This is a genomic window from Prevotella sp. ICM33, assembly GCF_000517825.1.
In the GTDB taxonomy this organism is placed as follows: Bacteria; Bacteroidota; Bacteroidia; order Bacteroidales; family Bacteroidaceae; genus Prevotella; species Prevotella melaninogenica.
In genome coordinates this window covers 1-22,420 of the sequence record NZ_JACD01000046.1, presented here as the reverse complement: position 1 = coordinate 22,420, position 22,420 = coordinate 1, and the positions used below count along the sequence as shown (strand labels likewise).

Genomic DNA, 22,420 nt, shown 5'->3' with positions numbered 1-22,420 from the left:
GTTCCTAACAAGGCGAATGGTTGTAAGATGATACAGCCATTAGACAATAAAGAGATGCTGAATCAGAACCAGAAGTAATTTAATATAGAACGAATATGAAAATTAAGAATATCATATATAAGGGCAGCTTGATGCTTGCATCTGTAGCGATACTTGCATCTTGTTCTGACCAATTGGATACGTTGCCAGACAACCGTACGACTTTGGACACACCAAAGAAGATTGCGGGTCTGCTTGTGACAGCCTATCCTGACCGTACACCGACGCTCTTTAACGAGTGGATGTCTGACAATACCGATTACATGGGAGCACAGAATAGCCAGGGTAATCGTGGTGGTGATCAGTACTTCTTCTGGCAAGAGCAGACAGAGGGTGGTAATGACTCTCCTGAGATGGTGTGGATGCTTTATTATGAGGGTGTCTATAAGGCTAATGAAGCTTTGGCTGCTATTGATGATCAGGGTGGTCCAAAGAACGATATACTTCGTAATTCAAAGGGTGAGGCTTTGCTCATTCGTGCCTATGACCACTTTATCCTTGCTAACGAATTCTGCCGTCCTTATAATGGCAAGACCAGTACAAAGGATGCTGGACTCTATTATGCAACAGGAATTGCAGACTTCTCTGCGGCTGCAGAACAGAGTAATCGTGGTACTGTAGCTGATGTCTATGAAAAGATTGCTGCTGATATTGAGGCTGGTATCCCATTGCTTAACGATACCTATGAGGTACCAAAGTATCACTTCAACAAGCAGGCTGCTTATGCTTTTGCAACCCGTTTCTACCTCTATTATGAGAAGTGGGAGAAGGCAAAGGAATATGCTGATAAGCTCTTAGGTAGTAATCCTGCTGCTTCTTTGCGTGACTATAGAGCATTGCAGGCTATGCCACTGAGTAAATCAGATCAGGCAGTAAAGAGTGCTGAGGCTTATTGTAGTGCTTCTGCAGACTGTAACCTCCTTGTTCAGACCAGTGTCAGCAATGCTGGTATGGCTCTTGCACCATGGTTAACCAGTAAGCGTTATACACTCACTAACTACTTGTCAGAGACAGAGTTGTTCCAGAGTAATAACATCTGGGGTACATCGTCAAACCTCATTTGGAAGCCATTTACCGTTAATTCAGGTGAGAGTAACTTCGCTTTATTGATGAAACTTCCACGTGAGTTTGAGGTTCGTAATACGACAACAGGCTCTGGTTATCTCCGCACATTGAACGTTGATTTCACTATGGATGAGGCTTTGCTCAACCGTGCAGAGGCTGAAATCATGCTTGGTCAGAATGATGCTGCTTGTGCAGATATGACTATTTGGATGAAGAACTTCTTCAATACCAATGTGACCCTTACCCCAACAAGTGTACAAACTTACTTCAAGACAGTTCCATATGCATACGCTGATGCTGCTAAGATGATACCAAGTTTCAAGAAGCACATCAGCCCTCGCTTCACAATTGACGTTGAAGGCTCAGTGCAGGAGTCACTCTTACAGTGCTTGCTGAACTTCCGTCGTATCGAGACAGTACATCAGGGAATGCGTTGGATGGATATCAGACGTTACAATATCGAGATTCCACGTCGTTTGATTGGTGCTAATGGTAGACCTTCAAAGAACCTTGATTGGTTGGAGAAGGACGACCCTCGTCAGGTGGTACAGATTCCACAGAGTATTCGTGAGGCTGGTGTTGCAGGCAACCCAGCCAAGGCTCTTGTAGCAGGTGCGAAGCTCGTTGACCTTTCTCAGTACAAATTGCCAGTACTTTCAGCGGTCAATCAGTATTCTGCTCCAGTAAGTGCACACTCTTTTTAATAGCTAATTAAAGGATTAAGAAATGAAGAAAAACATATTAGCTTTATCGCTATTGGCGGCAGTGGCAGCAGGCTTCACTGCTTGTTCAGACGATAATTTGTCAAGCGAGAGCGTTATCAAGCCTTCTAAGACGGCAAACACAGTCTTTGACAAGTGGCTGTACAAGAACTTCGTAGTACCTTATAACATTCAAATACAGTGGCGTTATGAGGACAATGAGTCAGACATGTCTTACTATGATGTACCAGCCGATTCAGCTCAGTCAGTGGAGTTAGCGCATATTGTGAAGTACACTTGTGTTGAGGCTTATACCGAAGCAGCAGGTATTGATTTCACACGTCGCTTCTTCCCAAAGCTCTTCAGCTTCTTGGGTGAGTTCGAGTATGGAAACAATGGTAGTATAAAACTCGGTACTGCTGAGGGTGGAAAGAAGATTCGTCTCTTGGGTGTTAACCATCTTGATAAAGTCAAGAACAATCGTACCGCTTTGGATGAATATTATCTTAAGACGATTCACCACGAGTTTGTTCACATCGTGAACCAGACTAAGGACTACCCACGTGAGTTTGGTAAGATAACACCAACAGGTTATGTTAATGATTCGTGGCTTTCTGAGAAGTATGGAACAGGCTATGAGAAGCGTGGTTTCGTTACAGCCTACTCACAGAAGGAAGAACGTGAGGATTTTGCTGAGGTGGTAAGTACTTACATTATTTCTACCGATGCACAATGGAACGCTATCCTCAAGAAAGCAACCATTGTGGATGCTAATGGTGCAGAAGCAAAAGATCAGCCAGGTGTAACAGCTATTGAGAAGAAGCTCGAGATTGCTAAACGTTACTATAAAGAGACCTTTAATGTCGACCTTGATAAGGTGCGTGATACTGTCATTGAGCGTGAGAACAACGTTGTTAGTGGCAGTTATAATCTGACAAATCTTAATTATTAAGAAAGGATCATTATATGAAAGCAAATAAATTATTTATATATCTCCTACTTGCCTTGCCAGCTCTTTTCCTTCAGTCATGCCAGACAGAAGAAGAGAATGTCTTTGGAAAGCCTTACTCTGAGCGTATGGACGAATTCCTTCAGAAGGCACAGGAAACGTTGGTTGCATCGCAATATGGCTGGGCTTTAGACTATTATCCACAGAGAAACCAGGCTTATGGTGGCGTGGCTTATACTATCAAGTTCACCCGTGACAATGCGATTGTACGCTACGAGAACAATCCTGATGATGGCGAAGTAAAGTCATTGTATAAGATGAAGGAAGACGACGGACCCGTTTTGTCGTTTGATACGTACAACACTTTCCTCCACATTTATGCTACTCCAAAGAATGGTGAGTATCTCGGTAAGGAAGGCGACTTCGAGTTTGTTATTGATAGTATTGGTGCTGACCGCATCAAGATTCACGGCAAGCGTTCGTTGAATACTATGTATCTCAATAAACTCTCTGGCGAAGCTTCAGAATATATAGAGAAGGTAACAGAACTTACCAACCTCTTTGTTTTCTCTGATGTAGCTCTTAATATTGGTGGAAAGCCTTACACACTCGTTGTCACCGATAAGAACAATCGTCAGTTGGCTATCTATGATGGTAATAATCTTGTTGCTGAGTCTGCTTACGCCTTTACTGATAAGGGAATCCGTTTGTATGAGCCTATTATGTTGAATGGCGTACAGTTGTACGACTTAACATTTGATAAGGCTACTGCTAAGTTCACTGGAACAGGCGTAGAGTCTACTGCTTCAAACGTTGATGTTAACCTCATTGCGAATATGATAGGTGCTATCAACGCTTCTAATGGTGAAAAGACTATCACTAAGACCATTCCATATCTTAACAAACTCGACATCACTTGTGATGCATCATGGGTTCACCTCTCTAAGGATGGCGATAAGCTCACTATTAAGGTCGATGCTAACCCAATTGCAACGAATGCACGTGCTGCAAAACTTAAGATTTCAAATGGTATAAAAGAGGCACAGGTTCAGATTATGCAGTTCGACCTTTCTGCACTCATGGGTACTTATGAGCTCACGATGACCTCATATGTATCAAAGGATGGAAAGAAAGGCTTCTTTGAGAATACACGTACAGCACGATTGAGATATGCAGGCTCTGGTGCGAACCGCAAGTTCTACCTCAATGTTCATAGTGATTATGGTTCAGACTATGTATTCCCATTGACCTACGTGGCTTCTGCCAATGCGTTCTTGATGCAGGGTGGACAGAAGGTGATAACCCTACAGGGTCAAAGCATAACCTATTACATCGGTAATGCCTTTAATATTGATGAGAAGAGTGGTACAGGTACAGGCACGGGCGCTTATAACCTCATTACCTTCACCGTTGCAGACAATGGCGATATCAGTGCGTCACTCTGTGGACCATTGTTCAGCATCTCTAATGGACAGGTACAGTATACTGGTTTGACTACTGAGCGTATCATGCTCTGGGCTTACACTGGCGAACCATTTACCTCTCAAAACCTTGCTGGTTGGTGGGATTACTGGATTAACCCAGTAATGACCAAGAAGGCTACCGCTTCACCTGCCAAGCCTTCTATCTTGACAGAGGAGTCGTTAGAAAATACTGAGTCAGTATTGATGCCACAGTATCTACCAAACCGTGTTGCACGCTTCGATGTAGACTGGAACTCATTCCTCACAACATCTACAGCGTCTCAAGTAAAACTAAACAAGTAAGTGTTTTATGAAAAAGATATTTAATATTTGTCTTCTCCTTGCTGTTACTGCAGGTTTCGTTGCCTGTAGTGACGACAACGATGCAGGTAGTAGTTACTTGCGTGAGAACACTGTGAAGATAGTAAGCTCAAATCTCTTCTTCAATGCCGCAGCACAGAAGGGTGGTGTGAAGTTTACCGCACCAGCTGGCTCATCAGTATCAGTCAGTGATTCATGGGCAACAGCTCAGTTGCAGAATGACTCTGTTATTGTTAGCGTAACCAATAACCCGGGTGTTGATAGTCGTTCTGCTGTGTTGACAATCAAGAATGGTAAGGATTCTACTAATCTGCCAATCTTGCAGGCTGGTGCTCTTTTCAAGTACAAAGGTGCTAAGTATTACGCTGTGAGTGATAAGGATACAACCCTCACTCTACCTTATACTGCATTAGGTGCTGAGCCTTCTATGGAGCTTGCTGATGCTGCCGATGCTTCTGGTGTGACATCAATTGAGAATAAGGACTCTGCTTTCGTGGCACATATCGGAGCTAACACAACAGGTGAGATTCGTACTTTCTCACTCGTTTTGAAGAACCAAGAGAATCGTGATACTATCACTGTAACGCAGGGTGGTATTGACGATCTCGCAGGTAAGACCTATAGTCTCTATGGTTATGACCTTCTTAAGATGACCTCATCTACAACTGATATTAACACATTGGTTACGCAGATTGTTGGTACACTTGAGAAGAAATCTGATACCGAGTTGACCTTTAATTCAAGTGACACGGGTATGAAGATGACGCTTACCTTTGACCCTGCTAACGTGTCATTGACATTGAAGGGTGGCGAGTATGTTCTTTCAAAGAGAGTGAATGATACCACTTATTTCTACAGAACTGCTATTTGGGACATCAATCATTATGGTGCATTCATGAAGCTAATTCGTCAGCAGACTGAAGCACATAATGCTGGTCAGGTGAGTGATGCTGATTTTGCTAAATTCCAGAAGGTTGTTCCTGGTATTTATAACTATTATGCGTCAAATCAGTTGACAATGACAGCAAGAATGTCTTACTCTAAGGCGGATAAAATGGTTGCTGGTATTCTTGAGGATAGTGGTAAGAATGCCGCTTACATAAAGAGCTTAACGTATTTAGGACCTTTAGGTTTCCCTCTTAATTCATTTAATGGAAACGTCTTCGCAATCTATAAGTATAACCAGCAAGGAACCCAGTTATACCTTAATGGTCCTCTGTTCTTGCTTCAGCCTGTGATGCTTTTCCACCCTTTAAGCACAAATGCTAAGCCTGCTGCGTTCATGCAGAAGAGATAATGAAAGGTTTGAGAAGGTTTTAAGTGGACTCTTGTAAGTAGACGGAGTACACAAGTAAACGAGTTGACAAGTTAATTGTTTTGAGGGGTATGGCTCCTTGGGATAATTAACTTGTCAACTCTTTTTTGTGGTTTTGCATTCCTTGATGGAGACAGGGTAATGGGAGACATGAGACAGGGTAATAAGAGACATGGTAACAGAGTAATGGGAGACATGAGACAGAGTAATAAGAGACATGGTAACAGGGTAATGGGAGACATGAGACAGAGTAATAAGAGACATGGTAACAGAGTAATGGAAGATATGGTACAGGGTAATAAGAGACATGGTAACAGGGTAATAAGAGGCTCTTCCGAAGTATGGAGGATAAATTAAAAGGCTTATATAATAGGCACACGGAGTCACGGAGAAGACGGAGGTAAACGCAATGTCACGGAGGTACCGACGGCACAAAGAGTGACGGAGGCGTAGCGTACAGATTCTTGATAACTATTTTGGGATAAACGTTTTGTGTATAAATTACTAATAGAAATGGCAAATATGCTCCGTCGCTCTATGCACCGACGGTGCCTCCGTGACTACCATTACTTTGTTTTATAATTCTCTGTCCTCTCCTTTTCTCCGTGTGACATTACGTCAAAGCGCATTACACCAAATTTATGAATACTCAAAAGAAGGGTCTGAAATTTATTTACAATGATTTCGCTTTCAAGGCTTAAAATCGGTATGAAAAACGTGTGTTTTACAGCCTTTGTAAGTTTCCTATAATCAGACTGTTACAAAGTTGGTTGATAAAAGGTGCTTAATTGGGTTCTTAAAGGGCGTCTTTAAGAGGTCAAAAGGGCGTCTCTTGGAAGCCAATTAGGCGTCTTTTAGAAGCCAAAAGAGCATCTTTTGAAATGGAGGTAGTGAAATTTTATTACAAAAGAAGAGTAAAGGGGGGATTGCCCCAGCTCCCATTGAGTTAATAATTAATCTCAATGGAAGCTGGATAAACTCTGTAAGGATCGAAATACTCGGTACAGCTATTAATCATGTCTTGGAGATTTGCCTTCACATTCTTTCGATAGAGCTCTTTTCCGTTGACGATAACTGTCACAGGCTTGTTCATGTCTATGAGTTCGCTATTCAGATAAATACGTAGTCTACCGCCCTTTGTATTTGTGTAGCTGCGGTTAAATCTCATTTCAATACCCCAATGCTTGTCTCTCTCAACAGCGGTATATTCCACCTCTTTGATATTAATCTTCACTACATTGTTGTGGATATTCATGTCATAGTAAGTGCGATTCTGCGTAGGAGAGCTTAACACTTGTAGGTTGTAGAAGCCCGAACGATGCCGACCATCCATCTCATAATCTTCCCAAAGAACCGTCTTTGGATAGGGATTACGAACGAAATTCTTAAGCCATGGAGTAGTGAGGTCGTATTTAATATGATGCTGCATATCGGGCAAGAGGTTGATGCGATGAACAAAGAGTGGACGTTTGTCGGCATCAAGCGGGCGTGCCAACTGAGCAGAATCAAAGGCAATCTGCGTATAGTAAGTTAGAATATTGCGGTAGAAACCAGTGTCATCCGCTCCTGTGAGGAATGAGAAACCAATGTTAGCACAGTTTTCTATGGGTGCATTTTTCAAGGGTTCGCCACCAGCCATTGGACCAGCTGCAGCCCAATAGTCAGCGTAGAAAGAGGCAAGACGCTGACTACCATAGCCACCTTCAGATATACCAAAGACATAGAGGCGGTTGGCATCAACATTACCCTCGACAAGTGCTTGTCGGATAAGCTTCTCCCAAGCAAACTGCTTTGCTACTTGCCACCAGCGATAGTAGTCGCCTTCGTTAGGAATCTGTGGAATGAAATAGAGTGAAGGACCATCTTGGAATCTGTTTCCTAAGATAAGTCCGGTCGCCCATTCTTGTTCCTTTGGTCCAGAACCATGCAGGTAAAGGAACAACGGAAGTTTGCCTGCTGCGCTTCCCTTTACACCATAGTAGTAAGGCATGACGGCATTCTTTTCCAATGTTTCAGGTAAATTCCACGATGCTTTCAAGCCCTTCTGTAAGTCTTCAGGCTTTGCGAGCTTCTGTTCATTTAGTTCGTGATTCGCCTCACACCATGCATCCCATACCATCTTTTGGTTTTGAGCGATATCTTTGTTCTTTATCAGTTGCTGTATATCCGTAGTATAAGTCTTGTTACGTTGAAAGGCATCCTTGCTTTTCTGTTCTTCATTCTGCTTCTTTTTAAGCGTTTGAAGAAAGTAGTTTTTCACTTTCTCCTGCATATTACTTCCCTGTGCGTGAGCGTTGTTGGTGATAGCAGAGAGTGCGAGCGTCAAGCCCACAGCTGCGATAAAGTTCTTGATAGGTTTCATTATCAGTATTTATTTATTTGGGTTTACCCTTCTTTGAATGATTTAGGGTTGCAGACAAAGGTAAGCATTTTTAGAGAACTGTGCAAGAGTTGCAGCCTCACCCCCAGCCCCTCTCCAAGAGGGAAGAAGAAGCCTCACCCCCAACCCCTCTCCGAATGGAGAGGGGAGTAGTCACCGATATAGCCTACAAGATGGATTGGTATTATAGATTTGTATAATACCTTTTAATATCTTCTATAGGGATATCACGGTAATCACTCCCCTCTCCATTCGGAGAGGGGCTGGGGGTGAGGCTTTATTAGAATCCGCCACCCATTGGTGGACCACCTGCAGGACGACCACCGCCAAAGCCTTTCTTTCCACCTTCACGTGGACCCATTCCAGGACCATTGCGGTCGAAGTCTGGACTATCCTTTGGTTTAGGCATAGCGTTCTTACCACCAAAGAGGTTCAGACGGTAGGTAGCACGCAGCATGATATAGCTGTTAATACTATTGTATTCAGTATCTGTACGGCTCATAGAGTTGATGACACGTGAGAGGTTGCTCTGCTGACGTAAGATGTCATAGAACTGCAAACTGAAGGTCAGTGCATTACCTTTCAACATACTCTGTGAAATTTGCGCATTCCAAAGTAGCTCATTGGTGTTCAATGAAGCATCGCTATATCCACGACGACTGTTCTGGTGAAGGTCGGTCGAGATGCTCATGTTCCAAGGGAGGTTAAGACTCAACGTACCACCATATGCAAACTGCCATGTACGTAGATTGCTCATACTCTGAAGATTATTCTTCGTGTTCGTATAATCTACTGAACCGTCTAACTCCAATTCTAACCAAGAGGTGCGATAGCTGGCAGCGAGTCGTTCTCCTAAGGTCAATGACTTCGTTATATTCTTCTCTAAGTTGCTTGTTCTGTTAAGCTGCAGATAGCTGACGTAACGATTGAAGTTAGCACGCGTAAAGGTGTGGAGATTCCATACGCCAGCAGAGTCGATACTTGTGTTATACATTAATCCTGCATCAGCATCCCAGTTACCATTTACGTTCACTGGTCGTATCGTACGTGCACCTGTAATCGCATCGTAGGTCACACTGTTACCAATCGCATTTCGTGTCGTTGAGAAGTTCGCGAAAGTCATCAGCGCCTGTGAATGACTCTGCTTGTACGTGTTATAGAACAAGCGGAAGTTATTGGTGAAGGCTGGCTTCAAACCAGGGTTACCAACTGAAATATTCTGTGGGTCAGTGTTGTCGACGATACTTAACAGCTGACTCATCGTAGGTTGAGTGATAGTACCCTTATAATTGATACGCAGATTGCTCTGCTCGCTGAATTTATAACGGAAGTCGAAAGTAGGACTCCAGTTGAATACAGTGCGTGCTGTGTCAACGTGTACACCGAGGTAATCCTGCATGTAAGTAGAGTGTTGTGGCTGGAACATCACACCCACGTTCATCTTCCACTTATCACGAATCATTCGCATCATCACCTGCATGTCGTGTGTGTAGGTGCGATACTCAGAGTAACGACTCAAGTTATCATCGAGATAGCTTGCCATAGGGTTGGTCAGCAGTCCGAGATAATTGTCCCATGAACGGTAAGCAGGCTGCAGACTACCGAATGTTCCTGATGGCATAGCAGAGAGATCATAGGTGTCACGGTCGCTCTTTGAGAAGCCATACTTAAACTGATAGCTGAACTGCAGGTAAGTCTTGCGGGCTATTGGCTCGCTATAAGTTGCCTGCAAAGCATAGTCCCAACTCTTTGTTGGCATAAGGTTGTAACGATAGGCACGATAAGTAGAGTCGTTTCCGAGTGCATCTTGCAACTGGAAATACTGAATATCTTGCGTTGAGAAGGTCTTTGAATCCGAATCACTATAGTTACCATCTACGCGCAAAGTAACGTTTCTTCCGTTGCTTGAAAGCTTGCGATTCACCTGCAGCATAGCACCCAAAGCGGTTGTATTGCCATAGCTTATGGTCATATTACGCTGTGTATTCACCATCGTTCCCAATGCTTTCAGCTGTGCGATAGAGGCTGCTGATAATGGATCATCCACTGTTTCGTATGGGTCAGCGTTATAGGCAGCAGAAGAACTAACCACCTGTCCGTCGTTCTTAGTGAGTCTGAAGTTTGGTCGGAACATAATATTCCATACAGAGTCAGGTCGCCATTCCAAGCGGAAACGGCCGTCCCAAGAGTTCGTTCTGGTGTATTCTTGTGAAAGACGGTTGGCAAATGAGCCCTGACTTGCTACGAAGTTCTCACTTGATACACGTGTGTTCAAATCGCCATTAGAGTGATTCCAACGCACACTACCATCCCACTGCAGGGTGTTTCCATTGTCATAATTCATGTTCAGACCCACCATCTTGGTCGCATTCAATCCCTGTCTTACGCCACCGAAACCGCCACGTGGACCACCACCGAAGCCCATGTCGTTGACATTATTGGCTGATGCAAAGCCCATCATACGGAACTTATTGTTGAAATAAGCGCCCATCGCCTTCTCTGAATAGCGGTTATGCGTACCGATACCGAGGTCAATATTAGAGAATAAACCCTTGTTCATCCCCGACTTTATACCAAAGTCGAGAACAGTTGACTCGTTACCATCATCGATACCCGTCACACGACTCAAGTCACTCTTTTGGTCGTAAGCCTTAATAGTTTGTACGATAGATGTAGGGAGATTCTTCATCGCGGTCTTGGTATCGCCCACCATGAACTCCTTTCCATCAACAAGAATCTTCTTAACTTCCTTACCATTAATCTTAATGGTTCCATCACTCGACACTTCCGCACCAGGTAATCTCTTTACAAGAGCCTCAATCGTCGAACCTTCTGGTACACGATAAGCCGAAGCATTGTACTGGAAAGTGTCGGCCTTTACGACAACTTTCGGTGCACTTGCCACAACTTTCACCTCTTTCAAAGTGCGTGAGTCTACTTGGAAGTCTAACTGACCCACTGATACGTCTTGCTCATTGGCAATGGTAATGTTCTGAAAAATAGTCTTGTAACCTACATAAGACGCTTTTAAAATGAATCGTCCATTACTCGGAGCCGTAATCTTAAAGCTTCCTGCCTCGTCTGAAGTGGCACCAACAACATAGCTACTGTCCTGCTTCAACAGCTGAACAACAGCAAATGGTACCTTCTCTTTTAACTCTCCATCGTAGAGTGATCCCGTAATTGTTCGGTTCTGTGCCAGCATCGATATAGAGCCAGTCAGCAGAAGAACAAATGTCAACAGTCTTTTTACCATAAGTTTATTGTTAATTTCTAAATCTTGTCGTTGAACGATATATATGACGACAAGAATGTGATAAGGTTTAATGCAGGTTAATATTTTATTGAAAAAAGATTTCAAGATGCTTATATATAAGAGTTGTTTAAAGTCTAAGGAAGAATGCTATTGGTTCTTTTGTGGTGTTGAAGGCATTTGATAGTAAACAACTTGCAAACACTGCACACGGAGTAAGTGATGTGCGCAAAAACATTGGTTTGAGTATTAAAGTGTGTGAAATAAGTATGTAATTCTATGTTTGAGTAAAAAGAAAAGGCGTATTTTTGTATTGAATATTAAAGGAGAAAGCTTATGAGACAGAATATTATTATATCAAAACAGTTCAAGAGTGAATTGGCAACAGCCATCTCAGAATGTGAGAAGGATAAGATCTTTGTACTCGTTGATGAAACGACACGTGAGATGTGTTGGGAACTTATCAAGGACTATTTCTGTCTGAAGCAGGTACAAGTAATAACGATTGGTACGACTGATAGCAGTAAGACGCTTGACACATTGGCTTCTGTATGGGAAGCATTGCAGCAGGGAGGAGCCACACGCCACTCACTGTTGATAAACCTTGGTGGTGGTATGGTGACCGATCTTGGTGGTTTTGCTGCTTCAACTTTCAAGCGTGGAATTAACTTTATTAATATTCCAACCACGTTGCTTGCGATGGTAGATGCCAGTGTGGGCGGTAAGACGGGTGTGAACTTCGGAGGATTGAAGAATGAGATTGGCGTGTTTAGTGAGGCTGATGTCGTTCTCCTAAATACCGAATGGCTTAAAACACTCGATACGGCAAACATCCGTAGCGGTTATGCTGAGATGTTGAAACATGGTTTGATAGCTGATGAAGCCATGTGGGCAGAGCTGATAAACTTCAATCTTGCTCAGTTAGACTTACAGCAGTTGAGCGAAATGCTTGGTAAGAGTGTGCGTGTAAAGGAGTGTATTGTTCAGGAAGATCCACATGAAAAGGGTATTAGAAAGGCATTAAATCTCGGACATACCTTTGGTCATGCGTTTGAGTCATGGTCATTAGAAAAGAGTCCAATTCTTCATGGTTATGCAGTGGCTTTCGGTTTGATAGCTGAGCTTTATCTGTCTGTTGTGAAGACTGGCTTCCCAACGGAACGTATGCGTCAGACGGTCAACTTCATTCGTGAGTATTATGGCACATTACCTATTACATGTAATGATTATCCTAAACTCATTGAGTTCATGCATCATGATAAAAAGAATCGTGGTAATGAAATCAATGTTACGCTCTTAGGTGGTATTGGTGATGTCCGTATCAACCAGTCTGTCAGTGAGGATGAAGTTAAGGAAGCCCTTGACTTTGTGCGTGAGGGGTAAGTAAAGGGTATTGGGCTAATAAGGCTAATAAGGCTAATAAGACTAATAAGGCTAATAAGACTAATAAGGCTTAAGCCTAATCACCAATCTTATCCTATTAGCACTCCCCTCCTTTGGAGGGGTCGGGGGAGGTTTTTTACACCCCCTCTTCCTCAGCTTTCTCCAACTCACTCTTTGGTTGTTGTTGTGGCTGGTCGCTTGGTGTATCAAGTTGTGTAGCCTTACTGATTCGCATGCGGCTCATATTATCGATGGTTACATCCAATGGAACATACTCATCGCTCTTTGGATCAGGTGAACCCACACTTGCACCAAAGTAGAGTTTGTTACCCTCTGCACGGTCGAACATGAAACCAATCAGTGCACCATCCTTACCATATTGGTTATCAGTGTATTCTCTGAAATCATCTTTCGTAAGTGTACGCTCATAGAAAGATGAACCATCATGACGGAGAATCTGTACATGGAACTTGTTATCGTAGTATTTACGTCCGTCTTCATCGCTGACAATTGACAATGACTTGTCTGCAAAGCGGTGGATACGAATCGTATAGGTACTACCCATCCATTCTATCTTCTTCTCATATTTGAAGTCGGTCATTGGCTGTGGACCGCTTGGTACCTTTGGTTTAGGTGCTATCTTGGTGATAATATCGTTTGATTTCTTTTCTTGCTTGCAGGCTGTGATACCAAAAAGTATCAAGCCCAAGCTTAATAATTGAAATATCTTTCTTGTCATAATGCGTAATTCTTGTACGCAAAAGTACGTATTTTCTTTGAACCCTGCAAGAATGAAGTGTAAAAGATAGCTTTTCAAGTGGGGTAACGATACCAGATTATAAGGATACGGATAGGATATAAATAGGAAGATTCTCTATTTCCTGAAATCGCTAATCAAACATGATTCTCTCATTAGTATGCTCAGCATAAAGTCACTATTAAAATGGTGTTGACCCTGCGCACCAATGGTGCGGACGCTCCGCACCGTTGGTGTTAGGCGTTAACACGTAGCTTATCGATGCTAATGAGTAAGGATGAAAATGCTGGACATAAAAAAAGGATGCACGAAATGTGCATCCTAAAGAGATTCTATTGAGAAACAACCTGTTACACAATGAGTGAAAAGACTTCCTTAGGCGTCTTTGATGCACTCCTTTAGTAAATTGATAAACTTCTCTTCGCCCAGTCCTGAACGCTCAGAAGCGGTGCGGACAGTAGCTTTTTTGAGAATCAACTTACCCAATGGTGTGTTTAGCATTTTGAAAGATGGATAGCGAGAAGCGAGTTCTTTCTTCAGATTTGGATAAGCTGTAAAGAGGTCTTTCAGACGTGTGTCTGGTGTTATCTCAATAGGAGTGTCTGATTGTGCAGCAGACGCTTCGTCGTCTTCATTGTCAGAAGGAGTAGTGTTCGCAGCACTTTCCTCTTCTTTTCCAGCCCATGTCAGCAAGGTCTGTGAACCTGTCAACTCACGGATATGTGTGCAATCCTGCATCATCTCGAGTACACCACGGAAGCGGCCTTCTGCATCGCGCACAGCAAAGTAAACGATGTAGATAAATACTTCTGGCTTGTTAATCCAGAATTCAGCTTTATCTTGTTCGCCACTACGGAATTTCTCTACGATTTCCTCAACGATGTGTACACTCTTACGTGGGTGACAGTTAGACACCTGTCGTCCGATAACATTCTTCGATCTTGGGAAGATACGATGGTCGGTATCTGAATAGAACTTCACCAACTCGTTCTCGTCTACGAAAGAGATGTCTACTGGCAGATGCTTATAAATAAGGTTTATCTGCTCTAAGGTCAGCTTACCTGTTGCCACATCCAACTCCTGCTGTGGACCTGCAGAGTAGCCATACTTGCTGAGCAATGCCTGCAGGTCTTCTGCAAAGCCCTTTTGAGGTGTTGAGTGTTGAGTGTTGGGTGTTGATGGAGAGTCTACTTTGAAGAAGGCAAAACCAATCTCTTGGTCGCCCGACTTCATATCCTCAAACTCCTCTGCCGAGATAAGAGCGTATGAAGTAGGGTAGAGGATAGTCTCCTCCTTTTCCATCAAGTCGCGTGCATAGGCGATAAGCTCATTTTGTTTAGCGATGAAAGCTTCATCTTCGCCAGCCTCTAAGAGTCGGAGTGAATCCTTAATCTCATCACGAACGATGTCGTCAAAGTTCCACATTGTTGTCGTTGGGCGGTCAAATCCTTTCTTCTCCAAAAGTGGATAGAGCTGATTCTGCTTACGGTGATAGTGGATAGGATACTGACGAATCTGGTCGTAGAGTTCTAACCACTGGTTTTTAATGACAGGATATTGTACAAGATCCTCGACCGCAAGGAGCAGTCTTCGCATCTCGTCATTCTCTTTATAATAATGTGAGAGTGGGTGATCCTCTGGTACATCAGGGCGGCTGTAGTCCATGAAACCTTCAACGAGCTCAATAATCTTGCGCATGTCTGCACGGATACACTCGTCGTCCTCACGCGACTTCATGTTCTGTTCGATGAAGGCAAGGTGATAAGGGCGAATCTTTCCTATCTTCGTCTTCATCACTTCGCGTGCCTCTTCTAATGAGAGCTGTCCTGTTTCATACTTTTCTTCAAGCTCAAGCATTGCCTGCATTTTCTCCATCTCAATTGCTGGGAGAAAGTCTTTCATCTTATTTGCCATAACTTTGTTACTGATTTTTATTATTTCTAATGCAAAGATACTGAGTTGTTGGGAAATACAAAGATAACATATGTTACCTTATTTAGTTAAATAATGATAATTTGTTATTTGGATTTATGTAATGGTTTGAATGATTAATGTTTTACCTTCTATTATTTCTTTACTTTCCCATAATTTATTATCTTTGCCATAGTTTCGTTGGATAAATTATTTTAGGGATAATTTATGACCTTCTTGTGCATGAGAGAAAAAACCGAAAGCTCGGACTTTATCTATCGTCACAAGAAATAGAAAGTTTGACCTCTTTAGACATTACAACAGATAACGTATAAGAAAAAAGTATGGGACTACAAACAAAACGCCTGCTATTGAGAGCGTGGAAAGAAAGCGATGCTGAAGCATTATACAAATATGCTCGGAATCCAAACGTTGGTCTGATTGCTGGTTGGCTACCGCATACAAGTGTAGAGAACAGTCGTGAGATTATAAAGGTAGCATTCTCTGCTCCTGAAACCTATGCGGTTGTGTTGAAAGAAACAGGTGAAGCTATCGGTTGCGTTGGAATAATGGCTGTAAGAAGTGAAGTCAAAAGCGCAGATATGGCAGACAACGAGTGTGAGATAGGTTATTGGATTGGTGAACCCTATTGGGGACAAGGCTTGATACCTGAAGCCGTAAACGAATTGCTTCGGTATGCGTTTGAGGACTTAGGGAAAACTACAGTTTGGTGTGGGTACTACGATGGCAACGAGAAATCAAAACGAGTACAAGAGAAATGCGGATTCGTTTACAGTCATACAGAAGGCAATAAACCTGTTCCAATGTTAAATGAGGTTCGCACAGAACATTTTACTAAAATCACTTTAGACGATTGGAAGAAACTGCATCGGTAGTTTGAAATAAATTACAAAAGAGGTTATGACAAAAATAAACTTAATAATTATGCTTTTCCTTGTCGTATTTATGATTCACGAATACGAGGAAATTATTATGTTTAGGCGTTGGATTGACAGGAATAGGGGAGAATTGAGAAAACGATTTCCTAAAATCGAGTCGTTCTTTACTCGACATGGAGCTTTCGATTATTCCACTTCCACCTTTGCCGTTGGAACTGCTCACGAGTTCATACTTGTTTCTGTTGTTTCGTTTTGCTCGGTTTGGACAGGTCAATATCAATTGTGGTTTGCTGCATTGACAGGATATTCCGTTCACTTGTTAATGCATATCGTACAGTGGATTGTATATCGAAAGTATGTGCCAGTTATCATTACAAGCCTCCTAACATTACCTTACTGCATCTATTCTTTTGTTGAATTCTCAAAAGTAACAGTTCTATCCTTCTCGCAAATGGTTTTATGGGCAGTTATTGGTATTGTTCTTACCATACTAAGCGTGTTTTCTGCATTCTTCTTTATGGATAGGTTTCAACGTTGGGAAGAAGGTAATAAATAAGAAATAAATGATGGAAGAATATTATAAGATAAACAAAGAAGCGTGGAATGTAAGAACAAGAAATCATTTGTATTCTTCCTCATAAATTTATTATCTTTGCCATAATTTCTATGTAATATTCATAGCATTATGATTAAGTTTTGCAAAAGCATTATGTATAGGGATAATAATTATACCAGAATTGTTGGAAAAGAATATGATAACGAAAACATTGTTTTGCCCTGATATTCTTCTGTAATTCATTAAAAATAGTTGAGAATATGACTTGTAATGTTACAGAAATGTGGATTATAATCAGATTATTTGTAACTTTGCAAACAGATATATCAAAGTTTATAAAGTTATGAAAGGATTAGGAATTAGTGAAAGGAACTGCTATCTGCTTATTAATTGTAGGATAGGATTAAGTCCATCTAAATAAACTTGCTAAGATTATTATGAAGCAAAAGAAACATTATGAAGGATTGACTGACACAGAGGTGTTGAAGAATCGTGAGCAATATGGGGCTAATGTGCTAACACCCCGAGAGAAGGAACCACTATGGAAACAGTTCTTGGAAAAGTTTGAAGACCCACTGATTATTATTCTGCTTATTGCGGGTTTTCTCTCTATTGCTATCTCTTGTTGGGAGTATTGGGGCCTTCATGTTGAAGATGGCGCAGCTGTTTTCTTCGAACCAGTCGGTATATTTCTCGCTATCTTCTTGGCTACGACGATTGCTTTCTTCTTTGAATTAAAAGCGGATAAAGAGTTTGCTATCCTCAATCAAGTGAACGATGAAGAGGAGGTGGAGGTCATCAGAAATGGAAATACAACGACTGTTGCTAAAAAAGATATTGTAGTTGGCGATATTGTTATTATCAATACGGGTGCCGAGATTCCTGCTGACGGTAGGTTGTTGGAGGCAATCTCATTGCATGTTGATGAGTCTACACTGAATGGAGAGAGCGTACCTGCCTATAAATCGGTAAAAGAAGAGGAGTTTGAAAAGGATGCTTCATACGCTACGAACCAGGTGTTACGTGGTACGAAGGTAATGGAGGGGCATGGTATCTTTCAGGTTGAGGCTGTAGGCGATAAGACAGAAAATGGTAAGGTGTTTGAGGCTGCACAAATTGATGATAGCGTTAAAACACCTCTTAGTGAGCAACTTGATGGACTGAGTGTGCTTATTACTAAACTAAGTTACGTCTTTGCAGGACTTATCATTGTAGGTAGATTAATGGTGTTTTTCCATTGGAGTGCTATTGTTTGGACCTTAACCGTTCCTACAATCGTATTTTTTTGGCTTGTTATCACGAAGTTTGATGGTTGGAAATGGTATTCGAAAACAATTAGCACTATAGCGTATTTCTGTATTCTGATGGCGTGTGTGATTGTTTTCCACGATTGCCTCATGCCCGATAAGAGTATGGCAGGATTATTTGCTCATGCACTGAATACAATGATGATTGCCGTTACATTGATTGTTGTTGCGGTACCAGAAGGCCTTCCTATGGCTGTGACGTTGAGCTTGGCTTATAGTATGCGCCGAATGATGAAGACCAATAATCTTGTACGTAAGATGCATGCGTGTGAGACAATGGGGGCTACAACAGTTATCTGTACGGATAAGACGGGTACGCTGACGCAGAATCAGATGCGTATTTATCAAACTCAATTCTATGCTTTAGCTAATCAGACATTAGATGATGGTCTTGCTTCTTGTTTGTTGAAAGAGGGGATAGCTGTCAATTCTACTGCCTCAATAGATTATACGGATGCAAGTAATCCTAAGGTTCTGGGCAATCCTACTGAAGGAGCATTACTACTTTGGTTGAAGGATAATCAGGTTTCTTATCAGGAACTGAGAGAGGCTGTGCAGGTTATTGATGAACTTCCTTTTACTACGGAACGGAAGTATATGGCAGTGCTTGTCAACTCTGCTTTGATGGAGGATAAGCAGATTCTCTATGTGAAGGGTGCGCCAGAGATTGTCTATGGTCTTTGCAAACAAACTGATTGCTATGTGCCGAAAGAGGAGATTGAGCATCAGTTGGAAGGCTATCAGGAGCAGGCTATGCGAACTTTGGGCTTTGCCTATCAGATTGTAGATGGTAAGACAGAGGTCTTTAAGGATGGACGGGTTGTTGCTGATAATCTAACTTTTCAGGGTATTGTCGCAATTAGCGACCCTGTGAGAAGTGATGTGCCTAATGCTGTTCGTGAATGTATGAAGGCGGGTATTGATGTGAAGATTGTTACAGGTGATACCTCAAGGACGGCAAAGGAGATAGGTAGACAAATTGGCTTGTGGACAAGTAATGATACGGATAAGAATATTATAAGTGGTCCTGACTTTGCTGCACTTTCTGATGATGAATTGGATAAGCGGGTGAAGGATCTGAAGATTATCTCTCGTGCTCGTCCGTTAGATAAGAAACGTCTTGTGGAATCATTGCAGCGTTGTAATGAGGTGGTAGCTGTTACGGGAGATGGAACCAACGATGCACCTGCGCTACAAGCGGCTCATGTGGGACTTTCTATGGGTGATGGTACTTCTGTTGCTAAGGAGGCTTCGGATATTACGATTATCGATAATTCTTTTAGTAGTATTGGTAAGGCTGTGATGTGGGGACGTTCGCTTTATCACAATATACAACGTTTCTTACTCTTTCAGCTAACTGTCAATGTTGCGGCTTGTTTCCTCGTACTTGCTGGTGCGTTTATGGGTACGGAGTCTCCGCTGACGGTAACGCAGATGCTGTGGGTAAATCTTATTATGGATACCTTTGCTGCAATGGCGTTGGCTTCTTTACCTCCGTCAGAGAAGGTGATGAAGGATAGTCCACGTGATAGGAATGCCTTTATTATCAATCGTTCTATGGGCTGGAATATCATTGGTGTGGGTGGTTTCTTCTTTGTGTTGCTGTTGGTATTGCTTTATATCTTCGAACATGCTGATATTACTGCATTGAGAGATATTCTTCATTTGCAGCTTGGTGAGGTTAATGGACTTAGCCCATATGAGCTGACTTTGATTTTTACTATCTTTGTGATGACGCATTTCTTCTATCTGTTCAATGCGCGTGCTTTTGAAACTGGACGTAGTGCGCTTCATTTTAAGGGGTGTCGTGGATTGCTCTTTATTATCTCAATTATCTTCATTGGACAGATTGCGATGGTGGAACTTCCTATTCTGCAGAAGTTCTTTAATATCGTTAAGGGTGGTCTATTTTTTGAAGATTGGGCTATCATCTTGATTGGTTCCTCTTTAGTCTTATGGGTTAGAGAGGCTTGGCATTTGATAAAATCGTCTAAAGAATAACTGAATGGGGGATGCCCCCTTTTGTGTGTGATTGAACATTTTGGTGGAATTGCCGATGGTGCTGTGATTACAGAAAGTTTTATCGTGGATTGATATATATAATAAGGTGTAATGAGGTTTATTCCCTCTCTAACGAAGAAAAAACACTTTTTTGATAAAATTTTCCCCAAAAACATTTGGAGGTTATACGGAAAGTTTATAACTTTGCATTCGCTTTACAAAACAAGCCACTTGGCAAGTTACTTAAAGCAGTAAAGAAAGAGTTCTTTGAAAAGATTTACATAAACAGAGAAGTAGTACAAGAAGCGTCTGTTTGNTTTTATATCAAATGGNTGGGTAAAAGNAACGAACCNATCAATTCATTGTCCNTGCTTTTGAGNCACNGNCTCAAAANAATTANGGAACAANAGAAAAGGTGCTTTTTACTTGATACTTTTAGGATAAGCGTTCTGAAACAGAGATTACTCGGTGNAGNGTTTGGGTTAAGNTGGTATTCATTATCANTTATCACCCATCACTTATCACCAAAACATATTTTACAATGGAGAGTTTGATCCTGGCTCAGGATGAACGCTAGCTACAGGCTTAACACATGCAAGTCGAGGGGAAACGGCATTGAGTGCTTGCACTCTTTGGACGTCGACCGGCGCACGGGTGAGTAACGCGTATCCAACCTTCCCATTACTGTGGGATAACCTGCCGAAAGGCAGACTAATACCGCATAGTCTTCGATGANGGCATCAGATTTGAAGTAAAGATTTATCGGTAATGGATGGGGATGCGTCTGATTAGCTTGTTGGCGGGGTAACGGCCCACCAAGGCGACGATCAGTAGGGGTTCTGAGAGGAAGGTCCCCCACATTGGAACTGAGACACGGTCCAAACTCCTACGGGAGGCAGCAGTGAGGAATATTGGTCAATGGACGGAAGTCTGAACCAGCCAAGTAGCGTGCAGGATGACGGCCCTATGGGTTGTAAACTGCTTTTGTATGGGGATAAAGTTAGGGACGTGTCCCTATTTGCAGGTACCATACGAATAAGGACCGGCTAATTCCGTGCCAGCAGCCGCGGTAATACGGAAGGTCCAGGCGTTATCCGGATTTATTGGGTTTAAAGGGAGCGTAGGCTGGAGATTAAGTGTGTTGTGAAATGTAGACGCTCAACGTCTGAATTGCAGCGCATACTGGTTTNCTTGAGTACGCACAACGTTGGCGGAATTCGTCGTGTAGCGGTGAAATGCTTAGATATGACGAAGAACTCCGATTGCGAAGGCAGCTGACGGGAGCGCAACTGACGCTTAAGCTCGAAGGTGCGGGTATCAAACAGGATTAGATACCCTGGTAGTCCGCACAGTAAACGATGGATGCCCGCTGTTGGTACCTGGTATCAGCGGCTAAGCGAAAGCATTAAGCATCCCACCTGGGGAGTACGCCGGCAACGGTGAAACTCAAAGGAATTGACGGGGGCCCGCACAAGCGGAGGAACATGTGGTTTAATTCGATGATACGCGAGGAACCTTACCCGGGCTTGAATTGCAGAGGAAGGATTTAGAGATAATGACGCCCTTCGGGGNCTCTGTGAAGGTGCTGCATGGTTGTCGTCAGCTCGTGCCGTGAGGTGTCGGCTTAAGTGCCATAACGAGCGCAACCCCTCTCTTCAGTTGCCATCAGGTNANGCTGGGCACTCTGGAGACACTGCCACCGTAAGGTGTGAGGAAGGTGGGGATGACGTCAAATCAGCACGGCCCTTACGTCCGGGGCTACACACGTGTTACAATGGCCGGTACAGAGGGANGGTGTAATGCAAATTGCATCAAATCTTGAAAGCCGGTCCCAGTTCGGACTGGGGTCTGCAACCCGACCCCACGAAGCTGGATTCGCTAGTAATCGCGCATCAGCCATGGCGCGGTGAATACGTTCCCGGGCCTTGTACACACCGCCCGTCAAGCCATGAAAGCCGGGGGTGCCTGAAGTCCGTGACCGCAAGGATCGGCCTAGGGCAAAACTGGTGATTGGGGCTAAGTCGTAACAAGGTAGCCGTACCGGAAGGTGCGGCTGGAACACCTCCTTTCTGGAGAGGATGCTTATTAGTTGATTTATTTGATAAGTATTTAAGTATACA

12 protein-coding genes and 1 rRNA gene are annotated in these 22,420 nt (G+C 42.8%); 9 read left to right on the top strand and 4 right to left on the bottom strand.

What is annotated here, in order from left to right:
* Positions 1–95 precede the first annotated feature (95 nt).
* Genes HMPREF1505_RS05250 through HMPREF1505_RS05235 form a run of 4 tightly spaced genes read left to right on the top strand, consistent with a single transcriptional unit; the run spans position 96 to position 5,835 of the window.
* Positions 96–1,808, top strand: coding sequence for a RagB/SusD family nutrient uptake outer membrane protein (locus HMPREF1505_RS05250; protein WP_036923532.1), 1,713 nt, complete (start codon positions 96–98; stop codon positions 1,806–1,808).
* A gap of 22 nt (positions 1,809–1,830) precedes the next feature.
* Complete coding sequence (locus HMPREF1505_RS05245) at positions 1,831–2,757, top strand: putative zinc-binding metallopeptidase (RefSeq protein WP_036923530.1); 927 nt, start codon at positions 1,831–1,833, stop codon at positions 2,755–2,757.
* A gap of 14 nt (positions 2,758–2,771) precedes the next feature.
* Complete coding sequence (locus tag HMPREF1505_RS05240) at positions 2,772–4,520, top strand: DUF4302 domain-containing protein (RefSeq protein WP_036923529.1); 1,749 nt, start codon at positions 2,772–2,774, stop codon at positions 4,518–4,520.
* Positions 4,521–4,527: 7 nt separating this feature from the next.
* Entirely contained in the window at positions 4,528–5,835 is a 1,308-nt protein-coding gene (locus tag HMPREF1505_RS05235) for a BACON domain-containing protein (protein WP_036923527.1), read from the top strand.
* 964 nt (positions 5,836–6,799) lie between these two features.
* Here HMPREF1505_RS05235 and HMPREF1505_RS05230 read toward each other — a convergent pair.
* A complete protein-coding gene (locus tag HMPREF1505_RS05230) occupies positions 6,800–8,215 on the bottom strand; it encodes a lipoprotein (RefSeq protein WP_036923525.1) in 1,416 nt (471 codons plus the stop codon).
* A 298-nt stretch (positions 8,216–8,513) separates the two neighbouring features.
* A complete protein-coding gene (locus tag HMPREF1505_RS05225) occupies positions 8,514–11,489 on the bottom strand; it encodes a TonB-dependent receptor domain-containing protein (RefSeq protein ID WP_036923524.1) in 2,976 nt (991 codons plus the stop codon).
* A gap of 333 nt (positions 11,490–11,822) precedes the next feature.
* On the opposite strand from HMPREF1505_RS05225, the gene aroB reads away from it, so the two are divergent.
* Positions 11,823–12,869, top strand: a complete 1,047-nt coding sequence (gene aroB / locus HMPREF1505_RS05220; RefSeq protein WP_036923522.1) for a 3-dehydroquinate synthase — start codon at positions 11,823–11,825, stop codon at positions 12,867–12,869.
* 136 nt (positions 12,870–13,005) lie between these two features.
* Here the strand turns inward: aroB and HMPREF1505_RS05215 are convergent, their stop codons facing one another.
* Together HMPREF1505_RS05215 and HMPREF1505_RS05210 are read right to left on the bottom strand one after the other, a co-directional pair.
* Positions 13,006–13,608, bottom strand: a complete 603-nt coding sequence (locus HMPREF1505_RS05215; protein WP_036923520.1) for a DUF4738 domain-containing protein — start codon at positions 13,606–13,608, stop codon at positions 13,006–13,008.
* 393 nt (positions 13,609–14,001) lie between these two features.
* Positions 14,002–15,540: a DUF438 domain-containing protein gene (locus HMPREF1505_RS05210; RefSeq protein WP_036923518.1), complete on the bottom strand. Its 1,539-nt coding sequence runs from the start codon at positions 15,538–15,540 to the stop codon at positions 14,002–14,004.
* 341 nt (positions 15,541–15,881) lie between these two features.
* Here HMPREF1505_RS05210 and HMPREF1505_RS05205 point away from each other — a divergent pair, with 341 nt between their 5' ends.
* The 4 genes from HMPREF1505_RS05205 to HMPREF1505_RS05190 all read left to right on the top strand — a co-directional run bounded on the left by HMPREF1505_RS05205 (position 15,882) and on the right by HMPREF1505_RS05190 (position 22,369).
* On the top strand, positions 15,882–16,433 hold the full coding sequence (locus tag HMPREF1505_RS05205) for a GNAT family N-acetyltransferase (protein ID WP_036923516.1): 552 nt from the start codon (positions 15,882–15,884) through the stop codon (positions 16,431–16,433).
* 25 nt (positions 16,434–16,458) lie between these two features.
* Positions 16,459–16,992, top strand: coding sequence for an HXXEE domain-containing protein (locus HMPREF1505_RS05200; RefSeq protein ID WP_036923514.1), 534 nt, complete (start codon positions 16,459–16,461; stop codon positions 16,990–16,992).
* A 437-nt stretch (positions 16,993–17,429) separates the two neighbouring features.
* Complete coding sequence (locus tag HMPREF1505_RS05195; protein WP_036923513.1) at positions 17,430–20,300, top strand: cation-translocating P-type ATPase; 2,871 nt, start codon at positions 17,430–17,432, stop codon at positions 20,298–20,300.
* A gap of 538 nt (positions 20,301–20,838) precedes the next feature.
* Positions 20,839–22,369: ribosomal RNA gene (locus HMPREF1505_RS05190) — 16S ribosomal RNA — on the top strand.
* The last annotated feature ends 51 nt before the right edge of the window (positions 22,370–22,420 follow it).

What these genes read in the sequence shown, in the direction of transcription:
- HMPREF1505_RS05250 (WP_036923532.1), top strand. Translation starts at nt 96, where the DNA reads ATGAAAATTAAGAATATCATATATAAGGGCAGCTTGATGCTTGCATCT.
- HMPREF1505_RS05245 (WP_036923530.1), top strand. Translation starts at nt 1,831, where the DNA reads ATGAAGAAAAACATATTAGCTTTATCGCTATTGGCGGCAGTGGCAGCA.
- HMPREF1505_RS05240 (WP_036923529.1), top strand. Translation starts at nt 2,772, where the DNA reads ATGAAAGCAAATAAATTATTTATATATCTCCTACTTGCCTTGCCAGCT.
- HMPREF1505_RS05235 (WP_036923527.1), top strand. Translation starts at nt 4,528, where the DNA reads ATGAAAAAGATATTTAATATTTGTCTTCTCCTTGCTGTTACTGCAGGT.
- HMPREF1505_RS05230 (WP_036923525.1), bottom strand. Translation starts at nt 8,215, where the DNA reads ATGAAACCTATCAAGAACTTTATCGCAGCTGTGGGCTTGACGCTCGCA.
- HMPREF1505_RS05225 (WP_036923524.1), bottom strand. Translation starts at nt 11,489, where the DNA reads ATGGTAAAAAGACTGTTGACATTTGTTCTTCTGCTGACTGGCTCTATA.
- aroB (WP_036923522.1), top strand. Translation starts at nt 11,823, where the DNA reads ATGAGACAGAATATTATTATATCAAAACAGTTCAAGAGTGAATTGGCA.
- HMPREF1505_RS05215 (WP_036923520.1), bottom strand. Translation starts at nt 13,608, where the DNA reads ATGACAAGAAAGATATTTCAATTATTAAGCTTGGGCTTGATACTTTTT.
- HMPREF1505_RS05210 (WP_036923518.1), bottom strand. Translation starts at nt 15,540, where the DNA reads ATGGCAAATAAGATGAAAGACTTTCTCCCAGCAATTGAGATGGAGAAA.
- HMPREF1505_RS05205 (WP_036923516.1), top strand. Translation starts at nt 15,882, where the DNA reads ATGGGACTACAAACAAAACGCCTGCTATTGAGAGCGTGGAAAGAAAGC.
- HMPREF1505_RS05200 (WP_036923514.1), top strand. Translation starts at nt 16,459, where the DNA reads ATGACAAAAATAAACTTAATAATTATGCTTTTCCTTGTCGTATTTATG.
- HMPREF1505_RS05195 (WP_036923513.1), top strand. Translation starts at nt 17,430, where the DNA reads ATGAAGCAAAAGAAACATTATGAAGGATTGACTGACACAGAGGTGTTG.